The following is an 18,508-nucleotide window of genomic DNA, read 5'->3' as shown; positions in this document are numbered from 1 at the left end:
GACCGTACTTATTTATCGGATCTTCTTGTTTCGCCGTTAATTTCTAACTTTCTATAAAAAACCTACACCTGTAAGGGAGGGCACCTCCCTGGCCGGGTCCAGGGATGGAATCCCTGGGATTTTGCTTTTTAATCTTTTGCCTTTGGCGCGCTTTTCAAACTAAGCCGACGCGCTCTTTGCGTCGGCTTAAGCGCCTAATGGAAGCAAGCTGTGTGGATTGGCGCGCATTTTTGCGCCAATCCACACAGCATCCCCATGGGGGTAGAGCTGGCGAGCCATCACGAACCTGAATAGTTACCTCTCCTTCTGTTCTTGTCGGTTGTTTGGGTGATTATCTGAAACGGACCGCTTCCAAACAACCGCTGACAAGAGACAGTTATTGATCCATTTTGCCCCTATCACACCTCTCTGTTGACATAAAATACTTCAACAAAAAAGGGACCATTATCTGTTCTAAAATAGCACTTGGTACTTTCCAATATCTTTGTGTAAGAGACATTATGATTTTCACCAGTGACCACTTGTGGTGGCGTCAGAAAAACGGCATCGTTTACGCGCTCTTTTACTGAACCGGCAATAATATTGGTCAACTCGCCTAGAGCATCACATGCCACATCATCAAGTTTATCAATCGTCTCTCCAGAAAATGCCGAGGCCAAGCCAATAGCGGCATGAAAAGGTGCAGACAAATGGACTCCCCCCTGCAAATAGCCGGAAAAGCCAACGACTGCCGTAATATCTGCTTGTGGCGGTTTGTAGGGTTGATCTTCCGGTTTCACGACTACCGGGCCAGCCTGGATTCCTACATCTGTGGTAAAAAAAGTCAGTGCGGTATCACTGACAGAGTGTATGATAATATCTGCCAAATCAGATAGATCCAACTTGCTCATTCTGCTCTCCTTTTCACATATGATCAATTGTCGGTAAGGCAACCCAATCACATAATCAATCCATGATTTTTGCTATAATTGACGCAGAGAATTTATCAATTCTCTGTCTGTTATACACACATGATGTTGAAACCAATCGATAAAAAACTCTCCATAACTGGCTATTAACTCATTATTGTCAGGATCCTTATCTATTCTATCCTGAAATATTCTGGTAATTTCTATCAACTGTAAATGCTCGATTATGTGATCATCTCTTTTGCTGTACACAATGTTTTTCATCAGCTCCTCTTCATAATTACAATGAACGATAACATATTTGCTGATAGAGCTTAAGGTTTCATGGCACTTGTTATGTTCACGATCTGTTTTGTTGCATCCAATAAAATAATTATACAGACTATAAATAACATCATGTTGTCTGTCTATTTCTTGATGTCCCAGATGAAACTCTATCGGCATATGATACTCTAGCGCCATGTTGCAATTTCTACTCATATATATATCTCCAAAACAGCTTCAAAAAGTTTGCAACAAATTAAATTTACTTGTTTTGCTGGATATAAAGCAGAAACCGTGCCAATAAAAATTATATTGAATATCAATGGTTTAAGCTAAATTTTTTTCAGGCGCAACCTGTAGCCAATAATCTGTTTTTAACAAATTGTCACAAGAAAAAAATATAAAAACAAATAAAATAATATCTATAGAGTATAGATATTAACATTCATAATAAAAGATTTTGCTGTCACGGTTTTTACGGAGAAGAGATCCCTCTCTGCTTTGGTCAGTCACGACAAGGAAGAAAAGTTTGTAACAAAATATTTTTTTACATGTGTAGCGCAGAGTGTAAAAAAATATTTTTACTCGTGATGTGGCGGATAGCCTTTATCCTGACGCTGACATAATTGTTTTTACGGGGGACAACCTGAACACACAGCAGCCAGCGTTATTGCAAGCATTTGCACCAGCGGAAGTCCGCAGAATATTGGATCGTTTTGAAATTATTATACACCAAAACACGGCATTTGGTTGAATATGGCGGCAATCGAGTTGCGTCTCCTCGGTAGCCAGTGTATGCAGCGATGATTCCTGACAAAGACAAGGTTAGATCGAGAAGTTTCCGTATGGGAAAGGGAACGCAACCAGAAAAACAGCAAGGTGGATTGGCAATTCACGGCCCAGAGCGCGAGGATCGGTTGAAGCCTCTTTAGCCGTCAATGCAGCTTGGCTGACTCGTCTTGTCTGGGTGGTCGGGAAGAGTGGGTTTCTCATCGCAACCAGCCAACTGAGAACGGTCAAACCATTACGGTCGATCAGGTCAAGCAGGCGCAGTGCTGGACCCGATGGTTTTTTCTGCCCCTGTTCCCACTGCTGCACCGTTGTCTTTCCAATACTAAAAATCAATCTCAAAATGGACTGTGTCTCCGTCGGAGTGGGAGGTGACAGCATAACCGCATTTGTTGAGCACCCCTTGCATCGGTCGATTGTCCACCAGGGTTTCCGCAGTTAAACCTGCCAAGCCGGCACTGCGTGCCATATTGGCCAGATGGCGCATCATGAAGGTGCCGATTCCTTGTCCTTGCCATTCGTCACGCACCAAAAAGGCCACCTCTGCCCGGTTGGAGGGACCATCTACATTATATCCCCCGATGGCAATAATCACATCGCTCTGCCCATCAAAAACGGTCCCGACTACTACCACATCCCGCCGTTGGTCAATGAAGGTGAAATTTTTTAATCGATTGAAGGGAAAGCGTTTGACATGGCTCATGAAACGACGGTACACCGTCCCTTCAGAGAGCGAATACAGCATCTTTTTGATCGGTTTCCAATCGGTGGGACGAGAGGAGCGGAAAGTCAACAACTGTCCGCTTTCCAGCAATAACGATGTGCGCAACTCCCGACTGCCGACCCAGATCTGTCCATCCACCTCACCCACTTCCGGGCGCACAAAACCCAGTTTGACCGCCCTCTTCAATAATGATACCCGAAAATCGGGATGGGCAATGCTGATCAGTGCCAAGGCCCGCTCCTGAATGGTCTTGCCAAAAAGATAGGCAATACCATATTCGCTGACGATATAATGAACCATGCCGCGATTGAGGGCCACTCCTGCACCGGGTGTCAATTGGGCAACAATCCGCGAAACCTTGCCTTTGCGGGCCGTGGAGGGCAGCGCTATAATCGCTTTGCCCTCTGCCGAGTTGGCCGCACCCAGATTAAAATCGACCACGCCGCCAATACCCGAATAAAAATGTGTGCCCAGAGAGTCCACACACACCTGTCCGGTCAAATCCACCTGCAAAGCACCGTTGATCGAGACCATGCGTTGGTGTCGGGCAATCTGCTGCGGATCATTGATATATTCCGAGCGGCGAAAACGAAAAACCGGATTGTCCTGCACCGCATCATAGAGACGGCGACTTCCCAAGGCAAAACTGGTGTTGATCCGTTCTGCCTCTGCTTTGCCGTCGGCGGCATCCGATAAGGCTCCCGATGCCAAAAGATCCAGGATGGTGTCCGAGACCATTTCGGTATGAATGGCCAGATTTTTTTTGTGCACCAAATGGCTGAGCATCCCTTGCGGGACGCGCCCGATGCCGCTCTGTACTGTAGCGCCATCGGGTACCAATGCTGCCACATGTTTGCCAATACTCTGCAAGGTTTCGTCAGGGTTCTGTACCGGCAACTCCGGCAGCTCTTCATCAGCAGGAATGAGCAGATCCAGATCCCAGACCGAGAGCGTGGAATCACCACAGGTGCGTGGCAGTTGGCTATTGACCTGGGCCAAAATCAAATGGGCATTTTCAGTCGCGCAACGCACTACATCCACATTGATGCCCAGATTGACCTGTGCATCCTTGTCTGGCGGGGTGACCTGAATCATCGCCACATCCAAAGGAAGTTGACCACTGGCAAAGAGTTTGGGCAAATCGGAAATAAGAATCGGGGTATAGTCGGCTCTGCCGGTTTGCACCAGCTCCCGAACCGAATCAACAATAAAAAAGGTGTTGATTGTAAAGATCTCGGAGAGCTCCCGCATGGCGGGGGGGAGCTCTCCGGCAGTAAACAGGGTGACAATTTCGATGTCGGCCAAACGGCTGCGTTCGTTGAGCAAGGCGCGCAACAGGGCCAGAGGTACTGCGGCGCCACTGCCGAGAAAGATGCGCTGTCCTGGTTTAATGCGACGCACCGCCAGTTGGGCATCGGTCACCATGGCGGCATAACGGATCTGCCAGCGCGGATCATATTCTGCAAAGGGATGGCTCATAATAGGGGCTCACTGCTATGGTCCAGTTCAATTTCGCACTCGGTGGCCACTGGAGGCAGACCGTTGCGGCGGACAATCAATGGGTGAATTTTTATACTGCGAATGCTGGGAAAATCAATGGCCAGTTGGCTGATGCGTTGCAATACCTCGGCCACGATCAAACACTCGCCTTCGCTGATCTCTTCGTTTTCATCGGCATCCTGGGTGTGCAGACGACAGGCGCTCCGCAACATGACCAGCGCTTCATCAGTGGTGATGGGAGCCAATTGGCAGAGATCATCGTTCAGGGAGAGTGGATGGGCGTGGCCCACATGCAGCAGGGGCCCAAACTGGGCATCCCGTTTCATACCCATCAACAGAGGACGGCCATGGGAGAGCTGTTTTTCGACAAAAAGACCATCCAAACGTCCATCTGGGACGCGCCGGGCAAAACGCAGGGTCAGCAGATCATAGGCATCGCGTACTGCACTGGGTTCACTCACCTCCACGCGCTGAATTTCTGGATCGTTGGCCAGATGAATTTCCGGTGAAAGCAGGTGCAACGAGACCGGATAGCCCAAACGCTCTGCCACTTGTAACGTCTCTTCGACCGAGTGGGCTGCTTCTCCATCGGGAACGGTAATACCATAAGCATGCAGCAGCTCTTTGCCATCCAGATCGACCGGATGCTGGATGTTCAGCATGCGAAAACGCTGCAGCAAGCGGCGCACGCGACTGTGATTGACGGCAAATTGGCTGATAATGCGTGCTGGGCGTTGACGCCAATGGCGATATTGCTCCAGGGCAGTCAGGGCAATGGCAGCCCTTTCCGGGGTGGGATAGCAGGGAATGGCATTTTGATCACAGAGAGCGACCGCCGGACGCATCCGGTTGCCACCCATCAAGACGGCCAGGATTGGTTTGTGATGGCTATTTTCCTGGCACAAAGCTTGGGCAATCGCTTCCGGTTCGGCCAGGGGATGGGGGGTGACGACGACAAAAGCGGCGTCAATGGTTGGTTCGGCCAGAGCAGCGTGCAGAGCGATACGAAAATGTTCTGGTTGGGCGACACCGCTTAAATCCCAGGGGCCGTCAAAATTGCTGCGCGGGAGCAGTTGTTCATGCAGCAGTTGCGCAGCCTCTTTTGCCAAACCGGTACCAATCAGGCCATGATGGTCGAGAATGTCGGTAGTCAGCAGACCGGGACCACGACCATTACTGAGCACGGCAACACGATTATTGTTGGGCAAGGGCGAACGGGCAACAGCCAACAAAATATCCAACCATTGTTGAAAATGGCTGGTTTGGATAATGCCGGTACGGTCGCAGGCAGCGGAAAAAACGCTGGGTGAGTGGATATGGCATCCTGGTTGACGCAAACTGCCGCTGGTATACCAGGCGCTGCCACCACCAAGCAGTAACACCACCGGTTTATGCAGGGAAGCCTCCATGGCGGCCTTCAAAAATTCACTTCCTCCGGCAACCCATTCCAGATGGCAGGCAATGACCTGGGTTTCGGGATCATGGGCAAGATAGGCAAGAATCTGTGCATCCTGAACACCGGTCTGGTTGCCCAGTCCAACCATTTTTGCCAAACCCAATTGCCGGGAGGCCATCCAGTCCAAAGTGGCGGCACAGACAGCGCCTGATTGGGCAAACAGAGAGATTCCTCCTGGCGGGGGCAGGCAGGAGAGCAGGGAAAGGTTATAATTTTCTTTGCGCATCAGGATGCCCAAAGAGTTGGGGCCCAGCAGTAAAACACCACGATCACGACACATTTTTGCCAATTCGGCTTCGCGTTTGGCGCCCTCTTCGTCGCGATCGCGAAAACCGTCGGTCAGGACCATCAAGGCAGCACAATTGCGACTGATGGCCACTTTGGCTTGCGCCAGGACGGTATGCGCCGGGATGGCCAGGACCACCAAATCGATCCCACGCGGTACGGCAGTAAGATCCTTGCTGACCGGACGGCCAAGAATCTCCCCCCCATTGCCATTGATGACATGAATGGTTCCAGAGTAGCCGCTCGCCAGCAAATTGGCCAAGAGAAGATGACCCAATTTATGGGGATAGCGGGAGACTCCGACAATTGCCAGCGCACGAGGTGCCAGAAGGGGAGTCAGAGAGTGTGGCGTGTGATTCACGTATCTTCTTTCGCGAAATAAATCGTTTTTTTTGTAGGATTAACAGGGTTTGCTCATAGTCCTCCGACCCGTAAAAGGGAGCGATGGAATATTATCTCTTGAATCATACAGTTATTGCTGCTAGGCTCAAGGATCGTTGAGGGGAGGGGGAAATTATTCTCTGCCGGGAGGGGCGGTATCCTGCACGAACTCTTCCGGTTTGTCGTGTCGTTTTTTTTTTAGCGATTGCTTAATCAACAATGGCAAAGAGTTCTATTTTTCTTTGCCAGACTAGACTGACTAAGGAGCTATCGGAATGAGTAATGAAAAGGTTTATCCCGTTCCCTCGGAAGTAGCCGCCAGGGCACACATTACCAAGGAAAAGTATGAGGAGATGTATGCACGCTCAGTCAACGATCCGGAAGGATTCTGGGCGGAGCAGGCAGAGCAATTTATTCATTGGTTCAAAAAGTGGGATACGGTTGTTGATTGGGATTTTAACAAAGCCCATATCCGTTGGTTTGATGGTGCAGAGCTGAATGTCTCCTACAACTGTCTGGATCGCCATTTGCAAACCCGTGGTGATCAAACAGCCATCATTTGGGAGGGGGATGATCCCAATCAGTCGAAGCGCATCACCTACAAAGAGCTGCATGAAGAGGTGTGTCGTTTTGCCAATGTCTTAAAATCGCGCAATATCAATAAAGGGGATCGGGTTTGTATCTACATGCCGATGATCCCGGAAGCGGCAGTCGCCATGTTGGCCTGCACCCGTATTGGTGCGGTGCATTCGGTGGTTTTTGGTGGTTTCTCCCCGGAATCGCTGAAGGATCGTATCCAGGATGCCCAGAGCTGTGCCGTCATCACCTCTGACGAAGGGGTTCGTGGCGCGAAAAAGATTCCTTTGCGCGTCAATGTCGATGAAGCGGTCAAATCCTGTCCCTCCGTGCATACAGTGGTGACCATTCGCTTGACCGGTGGCAGCGTACCCATGGATCCCAAACGGGATATTTGGTATCACGAAGCGATTGCAGCGGCCTCAGCCGATTGCCCGGCTGAACCCATGGAAGCTGAAGATCCCTTGTTTATCCTCTACACCTCCGGTTCGACCGGCAAGCCGAAAGGGGTGCTGCATACCACAGGTGGCTATATTCTCTATGCCACCATGACCCATCGTTATGTATTTGATTATCATGATGGTGATGTCTATTGGTGCACTGCCGATGTGGGTTGGATCACAGGCCACAGCTATATCGTCTACGGACCGCTCTCCAATGGTGCCACTACCTTGATTTTTGAGGGAATTCCCACCTATCCCGATGCCGGTCGTTTCTGGCAGGTGATCGACAAGCATCAGGTCAATATCTTCTACACCGCGCCGACAGCCATTCGTTCTTTGATGGCCCAGGGTGACAGCTTTGTCAAGAACACCAGCCGTCAATCCTTGCGTTTGTTGGGTTCGGTGGGTGAGCCGATCAATCCAGAGGCTTGGGAGTGGTATTATCATACGGTTGGCGACGCTCGTTGCCCGATTGTGGATACCTGGTGGCAGACCGAAACCGGCGGCATCATGATTACCCCGTTGCCGGGTGCGATTGCCACCAAACCGGGTTCGGCAACGCTGCCCTTCTTTGGTGTGGTGCCAGAGGTGGTCGATGAAAAGGGTGTGGTCCAGGAAGGGGCTACCTCCGGTATTCTGACCATCACCCGTCCCTGGCCCGGCATGATGCGTACCGTCTATGGTGATCATGCCCGCTTCTTTAACACCTATTTTGCCGCTTATCCCGGACGTTACTTCCCCGGGGATGGTTGCCGCCGTGATGAAGATGGCTATCACTGGATCACTGGCCGCGTTGATGATATTATCATCGTTTCCGGCCATAATCTGGGCACAGCAGAGATTGAATCAGCCCTGGTTTTGCACGAAAAAGTTGCCGAAGCAGCGGTTGTGGGTTATCCGCATTCCATCAAAGGACAGGGTATTTATGCCTTTGTCACCCTGATGGTAGGAGAAGAGCCCACGGAAGCGTTGCGCAAAGAGTTGGGCGCTTTGGTTCGCAAGGAGATCGGACCAATTGCGCACATCGACATCATGCAGTGGGCCCCCGGTTTGCCCAAAACCCGTTCCGGCAAAATCATGCGCCGCATTCTGCGCAAAATCGCCTCCAACGAGTTGGATAGCCTGGGTGATACCACCACACTTGCAGATCCCAGTGTGGTGCAGAAGTTGATCAGCGAACGGCAACCAACTTGACACTCTGGTGTTTGACCAGATTGTGCAGGAGTAGCGGTAGCAAGTAGATGGCTTTCAGGGGGGGGATTTGCCATCACCTCATCAACGCCAATCAGGAGTATTCGTTATGAGCAACGAATCCGTGGATAGCGAGCTTGTTAAACGGATCACAGCAAACCCGAAGTACCAGGAACTGGTTATTCGCCGTTCCTGCTTTGCCTGGATTCTCAGCGTGGTCATGCTGATTATCTATTATTCCTTCATCGTTATTGTTGCCTTTTGGCCCAAATCTCTGGGGACAAAAATCTCTCCAGACAGCGTTATTTCGGTCGGAATTCCCTTTGGAGTGTTCATCATCCTCTCGGCATTCTTGTTGACCGGAATTTATGTGCGGCGCGCAAACAGTAAATATGATGCGCTGATCAGCGACATCAAGGAGGAGCTGAAATGAATCAACTGACAGGAGCTTTGTTATCTCTGCCGGTTGCCTTGTGGGGGTCAGCCGCCTGGGCTGCTGAACCAGGCAAAGCAGATGCGGGCTTGAATATTACCGCCATCGTGATGTTTTTCATCTTTGTTGTGGTCACTCTGGGTATTACCTATTGGGCGGCTTCGCGTACCAAAAGTACCAAGGATTTCTATGCTGCGGGTGGTGGTATCACCGGTTTCCAGAATGGTCTGGCCATTGCCGGTGACTATATGTCGGCAGCCTCCTTCCTGGGAATCTCCGCCATGGTGTTTGCCAAGGGCTATGATGGTTTGATCTATTCCATCGGCTTTTTGGTGGGTTGGCCGGTCATTCTCTTCCTGATGGCTGAACAACTGCGCAACTTGGGGCGCTACACCTTTGCCGATATTGTCTCTTTCCGTCTGTCGCAGGTGCCGATCCGTACCTTGTCGGCTATGGGAACCCTTTGTACCGTGATCCTCTATCTGATTGCGCAGATGGTGGGTGCAGGACAGTTGATCAAAACACTGTTTGGCTTGCCTTATGAATATGCGGTCATTGTGGTCGGTGTGTTGATGGTTCTCTATGTGGCCTTCGGCGGCATGATCGCCACCACCTGGGTGCAGATCATCAAAGCGGTTTTGCTGTTGACCGGTGCCTCCTTTATTGCATTGGTGGCGCTCAACCATACCGGTTTCAATCTGGAACTCTTCTTCAAAACGGCTATGGAAAGCATCAAGACCAGCGCTTTGGCTGATCATAAGAAAGTGGTGGCCGACAACAAAGATATATTTGCCCCAGGGGGGTTGGTGAGTGACCCTGTATCTGCCATCTCTCTGGGTTTGGCGTTGATGTTTGGTACCGCTGGACTGCCGCACATTCTGATGCGCTTTTTCACCGTTCCAAACGCCAAGGAAGCACGTAAATCAGTGTTTTATGCAACTGGTTTCATCGGTTATTTCTACATTTTGACCTTCATCATCGGTTTTGGTGCGGTGATGATGGTGGCGCCAAATCCGCAGTATATGGATACAGCCAAGGGGGTGTTGGCCGGTGGCAACAATATGGCCGCTATCCATTTGGCACATGCTACTGGTGGTGACCTCTTCCTTGGTTTCATCTCTGCTGTGGCCTTTGCCACCATTCTGGCAGTGGTCTCTGGCTTGACCTTGGCTGGTGCATCGGCAGTGTCGCATGACCTTTTTGCCAATGCCATCTGCGGCGGCAAGGTCAATGAAGCCACTGAAATGAAAGTGTCGAAGATCTCTGCCTTGGTGATCGGTATGATTGCCATTTGGTTGGGTATTCAATTCGAGAAGCAGAATGTGGCCTTCATGGTTGGCTTGGCCTTCGCCATTGCCGCTTCGGCCAACTTCCCGATCCTCTTTCTCTCCATTCACTGGAAAGGTTTGACCACCCGTGGTGCCATGATCGGTGGCAGTTTGGGCTTGATCACCACGGTGGTGATGGTGGTGCTCTCGAAAACCGTTTGGGTGGATGTTTTGGGTAACAAAGCACCTTTGTTCCCCTACAAGGATCCGGCCATCTTCTCGATGACCTTGGCCTTTGTCGGTTGCTGGATCTTCTCCAAGTTGGATTTTAGTGAGCAGGCCAAAATTGAGCGGGCTCGTTTTGATGCTCAGCAGGTGCGTTGTGAAGTCGGTATCGGTATTAACGAGGCTTCCAAGCATTGATGTAGTGTAGGCTGTTGATAGTCTGGACTCCTTGTTGTTGCAGGGAGTCCAGACTTTTTTTCAAAGTGTTTTTTCCTTTTCTCTAGGCGTGGTTGGTGGCGGCCATGACCAAGATCCGTGAATGGGATTACGAAGGTTCGGTCACCTCCATTCTGACCTCGCGCATTCGGGATCTCAATCTGACCAAACCGGTCATTCTCGATGATGTAACAACCATTCGCGAGGCTGCTCAGCAGATGCGTGCCCGCCGGATTGACAGTGTATTGGTCAGTCGGGAAGGGGCGCATGGTATCGTCACCAGCGCCGATATTCGCGATGCCTTGGCTCTTTCTGCTCTCTCTGTCGATACCCCGATTTATGAAATTGCCTCCTGGAATCTGGTGACCGCTTCCTCGGATGAGTTGCTGTTCAAAGCCTTGTTGTTGATGACCAAACGTGGGGTCAATCGTTTGGTGGTGGGTACCTCAGAGAATGTGATAGCGACCCTGGGGTTGACCGAGCTGCTCTCCTATTTGACCAACCATGCTTCGTTGAGCATTCAACGTATTCATCAGGCTACCTCTGTGGAGGAGTTGGCCGAAGCGGTTTTGCACCAAAGCCATTGGGTCAACTCTCTTTTCAGCAAAGGGATGCAGGTGCGCTATATTGGGCGCCTGGTACGCGAGCTGGACCGGCATATCTACGTCAAATTGGCACGCCTGATTTCCACTCCCGAGGTGTTGGAACATCTCTGTGTTTTAGTTTTGGGCAGTGAAGGTCGGGGGGAGCAGATTGTCAAAACCGATCAAGATAATGCACTGATTGTCGATGAGATGTTGCCGGCAGTGGAGATGGAACATTTTCGCCACGCATTTACCGCAGCACTGTTGCAATTGGGTTATCCACCCTGTCCGGGCAATGTGATGATGAGCAACCCGATTTGGGGATGCGGGGTGCGGGCGTTTCAAACGCGCTTAAGCGGTTGGATTGAAAATCCCACTCCTGACAACCTGATGCACTTGGCCATCTGTTATGATGCGCGGGCTGTGGCGGGTGATGCCAAACTGTTTCGGGCGATACGAGACTATTTAATGGCCAGTTTGCCTGCTGATCCGGTTTTTTATGCCCATTTTGCCATGCCGGTGCTCAATTTCAAGACTCCGATAGGCATTTTCAAACGATTTATTGTAGAAAAAGGAACCAAGCAGGGCCAGATTGATCTGAAAAGGGGGGGTATTTTTCCGATTGTGCATGGGGCGCGCAGTTTGGCTTTGGAGCAGCGCCTGCGTGATCCCAACACCATTCGCCGGATTCGCGGTTTGATCCGCAAAGGGGTATTAGAGGAGTCGTTGGGGAATGATTTGATCGATGCTTTTGATTTTATGTATGGGTTGCGCATACGCTCGCGCCTACGCAACCAGGAACAGGGCAAAGCGGGTAACGATCATTTATTGTTGAGCAGCTTGGGACGTTTGGATCGGGAAAAGTTGCGTGATTGTTTTGAAATTGTGGATCGTTTCAAGCAGTTGCTGACCCATCATTTTCGTTTGCGTTCTCTGCAATAAAGGGGAAATTAGAGGGTGAGCTCATGTCAGTAGAGATTTTGATCGTAGATGATGCACCAAACATAGTGCTTTCTTTGGAGTTTTTAATGAAGAAAGAGGGGTTTTCGGTGCGTTCAGCCAGTGATGGGGAAGAGGCTCTGCAGGCGGTGGCGGCAAAAAAGCCCGATCTGGTTTTGCTGGATGTCATGATGCCCAAACGTAACGGCTATGATGTCTGCGAAGCGATTCGCGCTGATCCTGCCTTGCAGGGGGTACGCATTATCATGTTGACCGCCAAGGGTCGGGAGGTAGAGCAAGAGAAAGGGTTGGCTTTGGGGGCGGATGATTATGTGACCAAGCCTTTTTCCACCCGGGATCTGGTGCTGAAAGTGCGCAATCTGCTGGGTCTACAGAGTGAGCCGAACGGGTGAGTAATCGCAGTAAATTTTGGGGGGTGTTGCTGCTTTTTTTTCTCCTGGCTTTGGCTGTGGCAGGGGCCATCCTCTGGCAGGCGCTGCGGGAAATGCCCAGCATGGCCGATGAGATGCGTTTGTGGTTGCAAAATCTGTTTGTGTTGTTGCTGTTTGCCCTTTTCTGTTTGGCTTTGCTTTTGCTGCAGGTCTGGAGTTGGCTGGACCGGGTATTGATGAGGCCTCTGTCACAATTGGATCGCAGTATGGCCATCATGGCCAATGCCGATCCCAATCATCACCATGCTTTACGTTCCGATCATCTATTGGGAGATCTGCCCACAACGGCTCGGCAGTTGGCGGCAGCTCTCTTTTATGCGCGTCGCCAGGTCAAAGAGGCGTTGACGCATGGGATGGATGGTCTGGAGCGCCTGGAGCGGTTGATCAAAAATCTGCATATCGGTTTGGTGGTGATCAACAGTGAAGCAGGAATTGTTTTATATAATGCGGCAGCACAAAATCTGTTTCGTCATCGGGCGGAGTTTCTTGGTTTGGGGCGCTCTTTTTATGAGCTTTGTGCCCGCATGCCGGTTGAGACCACCATGACCTTATTGACCCATTGCAACAATCAACAAGAGTGTACCGTTGCCAACGGGGTGCGCTTTTTTTGTGCTGTTGTTGGGGATGAGCGTATGCTCGATTGTCGGATGAGCTTGTTGCCAGTGGATGGCTCCAAAGGCAAGATGCAATATTTGATCACCTTGGAAGAGGCGGCCCAGAGTATGGCTGCGTTGCGCCAGGGAGATCTGTTGATTCACCATGGTTTGGAAAATATGCGTGGTCCGGTGGCCAATTTGCGTGCAGCAGCAGAAACCATGTTGCTGCATCCGGAAATGGAGCCGGAAGTGCTCGGCCAATTTGTGCAGGTTGTCTATGATGAAGGAAAGCTGTTATCCGAGCATTTGGAATGGATAGCCGGAGAGGCCGATGCACTGGCTGTGGACCATTGGTTGCAGACCGATGTGTTGAGTTCGGATCTGTTGGCGGGATTGCAGCGCCGCCTGGAGCGTCATGAAGTGATTCGATTGCAGGTGATTGGTGAGCCCTTATGGCTGCGAGCCGATGCCCCTGCGCTGTTGTTGGCTTTGGAAAAGGTGCTGCTGGAGGCGGTGAGTTATACCGAAGAGGGGTTGATCGAGGTCGAGACCTTGATGGGGGATCGGCGGGTCTATCTGGATTTTATCTGGCATGGGCGCGTAGTTCCCGCAACCGAGGTGGAGTCGTGGAGTGCCATCAGTGTTGCTGATGCCGGTGCCATGCTCTCTGTGCAGGAGATATTGGATCGGCATGGTTGCCAATTGTGGTGTCGTGCGCATCGACGAGAAGGATATGCCTTGCTGCGCGTACCGGTTACCACTTCACCGCGCCAGTGGCAACTGCCAGAAGTTGAGATGCCAGAACGGCCAGAATTTTATGATTTTTCCCTGATGGACTCTTTTGCCGGCTTGGGTCGTCTGGTGGGACGTTCTTTGAGCTCCTTGAATTATGTGGTGTTTGATACGGAAACGACCGGTCTGCACCCTTCCAAAGGGGATGAGATTATCTCCATTGCCGGATTACGTATTGTCAATGGACGGACTTTGACTGGCGAAAAGTTTGAGCGTTTGATCAATCCCGGACGCCCCATTCCCGCCGAATCGACCAAAATTCATGGGTTGAGTGATGCTGATGTGCAAGACAAGCCGACTATTGCCGAGGTATTGCCACAATTCAAGGAGTTTGTGGGCGATGCGGTATTGGTGGCCCATAATGCCGCTTTTGATATGAAATTTTTACAGATGAAAGAGTCTGTGTGTGAAATACGTTTCGATAACCCCGTTTTGGATACTTTATTGTTGTCGGTATATCTCCATGAAGAGGTGACCGATCATACACTGGATGCGATAGCAGAACGCCTGGGGGTGAGCATCCACGATCGCCATACCGCTATGGGCGATACCGAAGTGACTGCTGAAGTCTTTTTAAAATTATTGGAATTAATGAAAGCAAAAGGTATTTCCACCCTGGGTTTGGCCATGCAGGCATCACAGAGCATGGTACAGATTCGTCGCCAGCAGGCCAAAGCCAACTATTAATCCTCGCCTCTCTCCCTCAAGCAGCATCTTTTGCCATCAAGCATAGTACTTTCGCCTGAACTGATTGCCAAGTGCACGCCTCTTTGTTTCAGGATTGATTATCTGCTTTATCCTTGTTTGTATGGTTGCATTTTGCAACTCTTTTGCTGTTGCATATTTCAGCACAGCAGGGGGTGTCCATGGCTGATTTCATTATAAAATATTGATATATATAAGAAAAAATATTGGAATGTTTTCTGCGAAAAGAGAAGCAACAACCAAGGATAGCCAAATGCTTGCAGGCTGAAACAGAAGCGGCGATCCATTTTCGCACAATAAAGGGCAGGGTGTACCATGGAACTTTTGGCACGGATCATTACAGTGGTGGATTTGCATGAGGGTTCTGCGGAAGGAGTGCGGCTGATCAAGGAACAGATGAATGCGGATGGTTCTGCTGTCAGCTTGCTCAATCTGTATGATTGCCTTGATCGTCGTCGTTCTTTGCAGGGTTTGTTGCAGGATATTGAACGGGGGGGGTTGGTGTCAGCAGTACGGAGTGCGGAATCGCAGCCATCCATTGCCTGGGAGAGTATCTGGACAAGAGTGCGCTCTCTCTTTTCCTCCATGCGTTTGAGAAAAAAGGCATTGGCCAGGATGGTGTAAGAGTAGGCAAATTTTTCTGTATCTTCTCTGCGACCAATTATCCTTATAACCTCTTTGCGACTGATTGCCCAGTATCTTCTCTGCGATTAATTGCCCGACAACTCTCTTTTTGTGCAGATTAGCAGTTGCAAGCAATGGTTTTATGGGCTGGGGGAAGAGGGGATTGTCTCTTGATTTTTGAGGCGTTTGAGCTTGCGCCAGAGGGAAACACGATCAATGCCCAAAATCTCAGCGGCCAAGGTTTGATTATCCTGACATTCACTCAATACCCACTGAATATAGTGTTGCTCCAGCTCCTCCAAGGTAGGCTTGCTTTGCAACTGTGGGAACAGTGTCAAGGGAGCTGGTTTGCTGGCCAATTGCTCAGGAAGGTGCTGCAGGGTGATGGTATCATGGTTGCACAAGGCGACGGCACGCTCAATCATGTTTTCCAATTCCCGGACATTGCCTGGAAAGGGATAGTGTTGTAAAGCCAGTAAAGCCTCTGGGGAGATGCCCTGAATCGGTTTGTGCATACGTTGCGCACTGCGTTGCAAAAAATGGTCAGCCAGCAAGGCAATATCGCCTGCTCTTTGCTGTAGGGGTGGAATTTCCAAGGTAACCACATTCAGGCGATAGTAGAGATCAGAGCGCAGTCGTCCTGAGGCAAGGGCCTCTTGAATGGGGCGGTTGGTGGCGGCAATAAAGCGAATATCGGCTGGAATCGGTCGCACGCCACCCACACGCATAAACTCTCTCTCTTGCACGACGCGCAACAGTTTAACCTGCATGCCCAGGCTCATTTCGGTAATTTCATCCAGAAAGAGTACCCCCCCTTTGGCGGCCTCCACCAGACCGGTTTTGCTTTGCATCGCTCCGGTGAAAGCACCTTTTTCATGGCCAAACAGTTCGTTGGCCAATAAATCTTCGGTAAAAACCCCGCAGTTGACAGCCAGAAATGGGGCATCCGGGCGTGTGCCATGCTGATGCAGATAGCGGGCAAACAGCTCCTTGCCCACTCCACTGGCGCCGGTAATCAAGACATTGCAGTTGCTGGGACCGATCTGTCGGGCCACTTCGAGCAATTTACTGATTGTGGGATCGCGGCTGATAATGCCATTGGGAGATTGATATTTTTGCAACTGCTCTTTCAGGGAGCGATTTTCACGGCGCAGGCGCACCTTTTCCATCGCCTCTGCGACAACCTTGCGTACTTCATCCAGACGAAACGGCTTGGCAATATAGAAAAAGGCGCCCTGACGCATGGCCGCAACTGCCGATTCCAGAGAGGCAAAGCCGGTGATCATGATCACTTCACTTTCTGGCCAGCGCTCCCGGCACTGCTGCAGAATCGCCATGCCGTCGGCACCATCCATCCGCAAATCGGTGAGAACAACGTCAAAAGAGTGCTGCTGCAACAGCTCCATAGCTTGCGGGCCGCTGTCGCAGGTGGTGACCTTGTAGCCACTCTTGCGCATGACATGACTGAGATTGCGCACGGCAATCTCTTCATCGTCCACGATCATCAGGGTTTGCGTTTCATTCATCAGTGGGTGATCCGATCGGGCGGCCAGGGGGTGGCAAGCGGCAAGGCAATACGCAAGCTGGTGCCCTCTCCAGGAGTGCTTTCCGCCAGAATCGCTCCTTGATGCTCCTCAATGATTTCAAACACCACCGCCAGACCTAAGCCGGATCCTTTGCCTGGAGGTTTGGTTGTAAAAAAGGGATCAAAAATGCGTTCCAGTATCGCTGGTGCAATGCCGGAGCCATTATCATCGACACGAATTTCACACCAGGGACGATCACGCAAACGTTGACAGGAGGAGCGCAGCAGATCATCGGGATGCAGTGTTGGATCGGGAGGAAGAAGCGAGCGAAAATGGATAGCTCCTGCAGCAGGAATGGCATCGATGGCATTGCTTAACAAATTGAGAAAAAGCTGTTGCAAGCGTTGGCGATCACCCAAAAGCTTGAGTTCAGGGGGAATATGATTGTGTACCACAATGCGCGGGGGAATATTGCCTTTATTGAAGCGAATCACATCCCGCAACAGTTCAGCAAGGGGTACGGCCTCCTGCAAAAAGGGGCGTTCTCGGGCAAAATCGAGCAGAGAGCGGACAATATTGCGTGCTCTTTGAACCTGGAGATCAATTTGGTTGAGCATCTCCACGTGAAAGGAGTTTTCACTCTCTTGCAACTCCTCCTGCAGGATTTGGCACGAGGTAAAGATGTTGGAGAGCGGATTGTTTAATTCGTGGGCCACCCCAGAGAGCAGAGTCCCCATGGCTGCCAATTTTTCCGAGCGCAGAAGCATTTTGTGGCGCAGCGCCAGCTCCTGCAGCATGCGGTTAAAGGCTTCGCTCAGAGAGCGTATTTCCCGGTCACGGCTGGAGATGTGCGGGGTGGAAAGATTGCCAGAGGCGATAGCATTCATGCTCTCTTCCAACTGTTTGAGTGGGGTAACCACCATATGGGAGAGGATGCGTCCGAGCAGGGTAATGCCAATCAAGACAGCGATGACCGCCAAAAAGAGCAAGGTACGATGTTTTTCTAAGGCGATGCGGATCGACAACCGTTCGTGAGTGGCAATCTCTTCGGCACTGGTGACCAGCGCCTTGCCCAGAGCACGCAAGCGATTTTCCAGTTGTTCGGTTGTATGGGGCTCTTTAAGGGAGTGAATCTCCTTGTCTACCAGATTTTGGTAGTTGCTGAGCAGATCCTGGGTATGCTGGATCTGTTGTGGACCGGCCAGGACAGCGATGGTGGGGATGGCCAATACCTGTTGCAGCAAAGTCGCATAATCCAGGATCTGTTCCACATCCTCATTTTGTCGATAGAGCAGCCAATTTTTTTCATAGCGACGCATCTCCAGGACATTGTTGAGCAGGCCACTGATTTGGTTGCCCTCTTCAACCCGTTTTTCCATCATGCGCAGATCCACCAGGGTAAATAGTGACAAACACACGAGAATAGCGCTAATGGCATAATAGCCTAGGACCACTTTCATCTGCAGAGAGCTGCTGGGCATGGGAGTACCTGGTTAATGTGAAATACGATGATTGCATTTTGCAACAGTCATGTCGCGATATGCAACCTTTTCTGCCAGGGCAATCGCATTTGAAAATCAGAAAACTATTATGGAGGTCCAGGAGGAGATTATCTCCTCCTGGTGGGTGCA

14 protein-coding genes are annotated in these 18,508 nt (G+C 50.7%); 7 read left to right on the top strand and 7 right to left on the bottom strand.

Going from position 1 to position 18,508, the window contains the following annotated elements:
- Window positions 1–398: 398 nt before the first annotated feature.
- From EJP87_RS06005 to EJP87_RS05985, 5 genes are all read right to left on the bottom strand, one after another.
- Window positions 399–890: a chemotaxis protein CheX gene (locus EJP87_RS06005; protein WP_130470958.1), complete on the bottom strand. Its 492-nt coding sequence runs from the start codon at window positions 888–890 to the stop codon at window positions 399–401.
- A 72-nt stretch (window positions 891–962) separates the two neighbouring features.
- Window positions 963–1,388: a bacteriohemerythrin gene (locus EJP87_RS06000; protein ID WP_130470957.1), complete on the bottom strand. Its 426-nt coding sequence runs from the start codon at window positions 1,386–1,388 to the stop codon at window positions 963–965.
- Between the two features lie 609 nt (window positions 1,389–1,997).
- Entirely contained in the window at window positions 1,998–2,270 is a 273-nt protein-coding gene (locus EJP87_RS18380; protein WP_227657480.1) for a helix-turn-helix domain-containing protein, read from the bottom strand.
- Window positions 2,271–2,286: 16 nt separating this feature from the next.
- Window positions 2,287–4,164, bottom strand: a complete 1,878-nt coding sequence (locus EJP87_RS05990; protein WP_227657479.1) for a bifunctional acetyl-CoA hydrolase/transferase family protein/GNAT family N-acetyltransferase — start codon at window positions 4,162–4,164, stop codon at window positions 2,287–2,289.
- On the bottom strand, window positions 4,161–6,287 hold the full coding sequence (locus EJP87_RS05985) for an acetate--CoA ligase family protein (protein WP_130470955.1): 2,127 nt from the start codon (window positions 6,285–6,287) through the stop codon (window positions 4,161–4,163). The genes EJP87_RS05990 and EJP87_RS05985 overlap by 4 nt, the downstream gene beginning before the upstream one ends.
- Window positions 6,288–6,582: 295 nt before the next feature.
- Between EJP87_RS05985 and acs the strand changes: the two genes are divergently transcribed.
- The 7 genes from acs to EJP87_RS05950 all read left to right on the top strand — a co-directional run bounded on the left by acs (window position 6,583) and on the right by EJP87_RS05950 (window position 15,351).
- Window positions 6,583–8,520, top strand: a complete 1,938-nt coding sequence (gene acs, locus EJP87_RS05980; RefSeq protein ID WP_130470954.1) for an acetate--CoA ligase — start codon at window positions 6,583–6,585, stop codon at window positions 8,518–8,520.
- 121 nt (window positions 8,521–8,641) lie between these two features.
- Window positions 8,642–8,950, top strand: coding sequence for a DUF485 domain-containing protein (locus EJP87_RS05975; protein ID WP_420886847.1), 309 nt, complete (start codon window positions 8,642–8,644; stop codon window positions 8,948–8,950).
- A complete protein-coding gene (locus EJP87_RS05970; RefSeq protein WP_130470952.1) occupies window positions 8,947–10,641 on the top strand; it encodes a cation acetate symporter in 1,695 nt (564 codons plus the stop codon). The genes EJP87_RS05975 and EJP87_RS05970 overlap by 4 nt, the downstream gene beginning before the upstream one ends.
- 104 nt (window positions 10,642–10,745) lie before the next feature.
- Window positions 10,746–12,185: a putative nucleotidyltransferase substrate binding domain-containing protein gene (locus tag EJP87_RS05965; RefSeq protein WP_130470951.1), complete on the top strand. Its 1,440-nt coding sequence runs from the start codon at window positions 10,746–10,748 to the stop codon at window positions 12,183–12,185.
- A 23-nt stretch (window positions 12,186–12,208) separates the two neighbouring features.
- A complete protein-coding gene (locus EJP87_RS05960) occupies window positions 12,209–12,595 on the top strand; it encodes a response regulator transcription factor (protein WP_130470950.1) in 387 nt (128 codons plus the stop codon).
- Window positions 12,592–14,709: a 3'-5' exonuclease gene (locus EJP87_RS05955; protein ID WP_130470949.1), complete on the top strand. Its 2,118-nt coding sequence runs from the start codon at window positions 12,592–12,594 to the stop codon at window positions 14,707–14,709. Before EJP87_RS05960 ends, EJP87_RS05955 begins: the two co-directional genes overlap by 4 nt.
- A gap of 333 nt (window positions 14,710–15,042) precedes the next feature.
- On the top strand, window positions 15,043–15,351 hold the full coding sequence (locus tag EJP87_RS05950; protein WP_130470948.1) for a hypothetical protein: 309 nt from the start codon (window positions 15,043–15,045) through the stop codon (window positions 15,349–15,351).
- Window positions 15,352–15,491: 140 nt separating this feature from the next.
- Here EJP87_RS05950 and EJP87_RS05945 read toward each other — a convergent pair whose 3' ends face one another.
- Window positions 15,492–16,877, bottom strand: coding sequence for a sigma-54-dependent transcriptional regulator (locus EJP87_RS05945; RefSeq protein WP_130470947.1), 1,386 nt, complete (start codon window positions 16,875–16,877; stop codon window positions 15,492–15,494).
- Window positions 16,877–18,337 carry a sensor histidine kinase gene (locus tag EJP87_RS05940; RefSeq protein WP_193771174.1) on the bottom strand — a complete coding sequence of 487 codons (1,461 nt, stop codon included), beginning with the start codon at window positions 18,335–18,337 and terminating at the stop codon, window positions 16,877–16,879. Before EJP87_RS05940 ends, EJP87_RS05945 begins: the two co-directional genes overlap by 1 nt.
- Between the last annotated feature and the right edge of the window lie 171 nt (window positions 18,338–18,508).

This window comes from Candidatus Magnetaquicoccus inordinatus (genome assembly GCF_004217665.1).
In the GTDB taxonomy this organism is placed as follows: Bacteria; Pseudomonadota; Magnetococcia; order Magnetococcales; family Magnetaquicoccaceae; genus Magnetaquicoccus; species Magnetaquicoccus inordinatus.
The sequence above is the reverse complement of the archived record's forward strand: the minus strand, read 5'-3'. Positions and strand labels throughout refer to the sequence as shown.

What these genes read in the sequence shown, in the direction of transcription:
- EJP87_RS05970 (WP_130470952.1), top strand. Translation starts at nt 8,947, where the DNA reads ATGAATCAACTGACAGGAGCTTTGTTATCTCTGCCGGTTGCCTTGTGG.
- EJP87_RS05990 (WP_227657479.1), bottom strand. Translation starts at nt 4,164, where the DNA reads ATGAGCCATCCCTTTGCAGAATATGATCCGCGCTGGCAGATCCGTTAT.
- EJP87_RS05950 (WP_130470948.1), top strand. Translation starts at nt 15,043, where the DNA reads ATGGAACTTTTGGCACGGATCATTACAGTGGTGGATTTGCATGAGGGT.
- EJP87_RS06005 (WP_130470958.1), bottom strand. Translation starts at nt 890, where the DNA reads ATGAGCAAGTTGGATCTATCTGATTTGGCAGATATTATCATACACTCT.
- acs (WP_130470954.1), top strand. Translation starts at nt 6,583, where the DNA reads ATGAGTAATGAAAAGGTTTATCCCGTTCCCTCGGAAGTAGCCGCCAGG.
- EJP87_RS05945 (WP_130470947.1), bottom strand. Translation starts at nt 16,877, where the DNA reads ATGAATGAAACGCAAACCCTGATGATCGTGGACGATGAAGAGATTGCC.
- EJP87_RS06000 (WP_130470957.1), bottom strand. Translation starts at nt 1,388, where the DNA reads ATGAGTAGAAATTGCAACATGGCGCTAGAGTATCATATGCCGATAGAG.
- EJP87_RS05965 (WP_130470951.1), top strand. Translation starts at nt 10,746, where the DNA reads ATGACCAAGATCCGTGAATGGGATTACGAAGGTTCGGTCACCTCCATT.
- EJP87_RS05940 (WP_193771174.1), bottom strand. Translation starts at nt 18,337, where the DNA reads ATGAAAGTGGTCCTAGGCTATTATGCCATTAGCGCTATTCTCGTGTGT.
- EJP87_RS05960 (WP_130470950.1), top strand. Translation starts at nt 12,209, where the DNA reads ATGTCAGTAGAGATTTTGATCGTAGATGATGCACCAAACATAGTGCTT.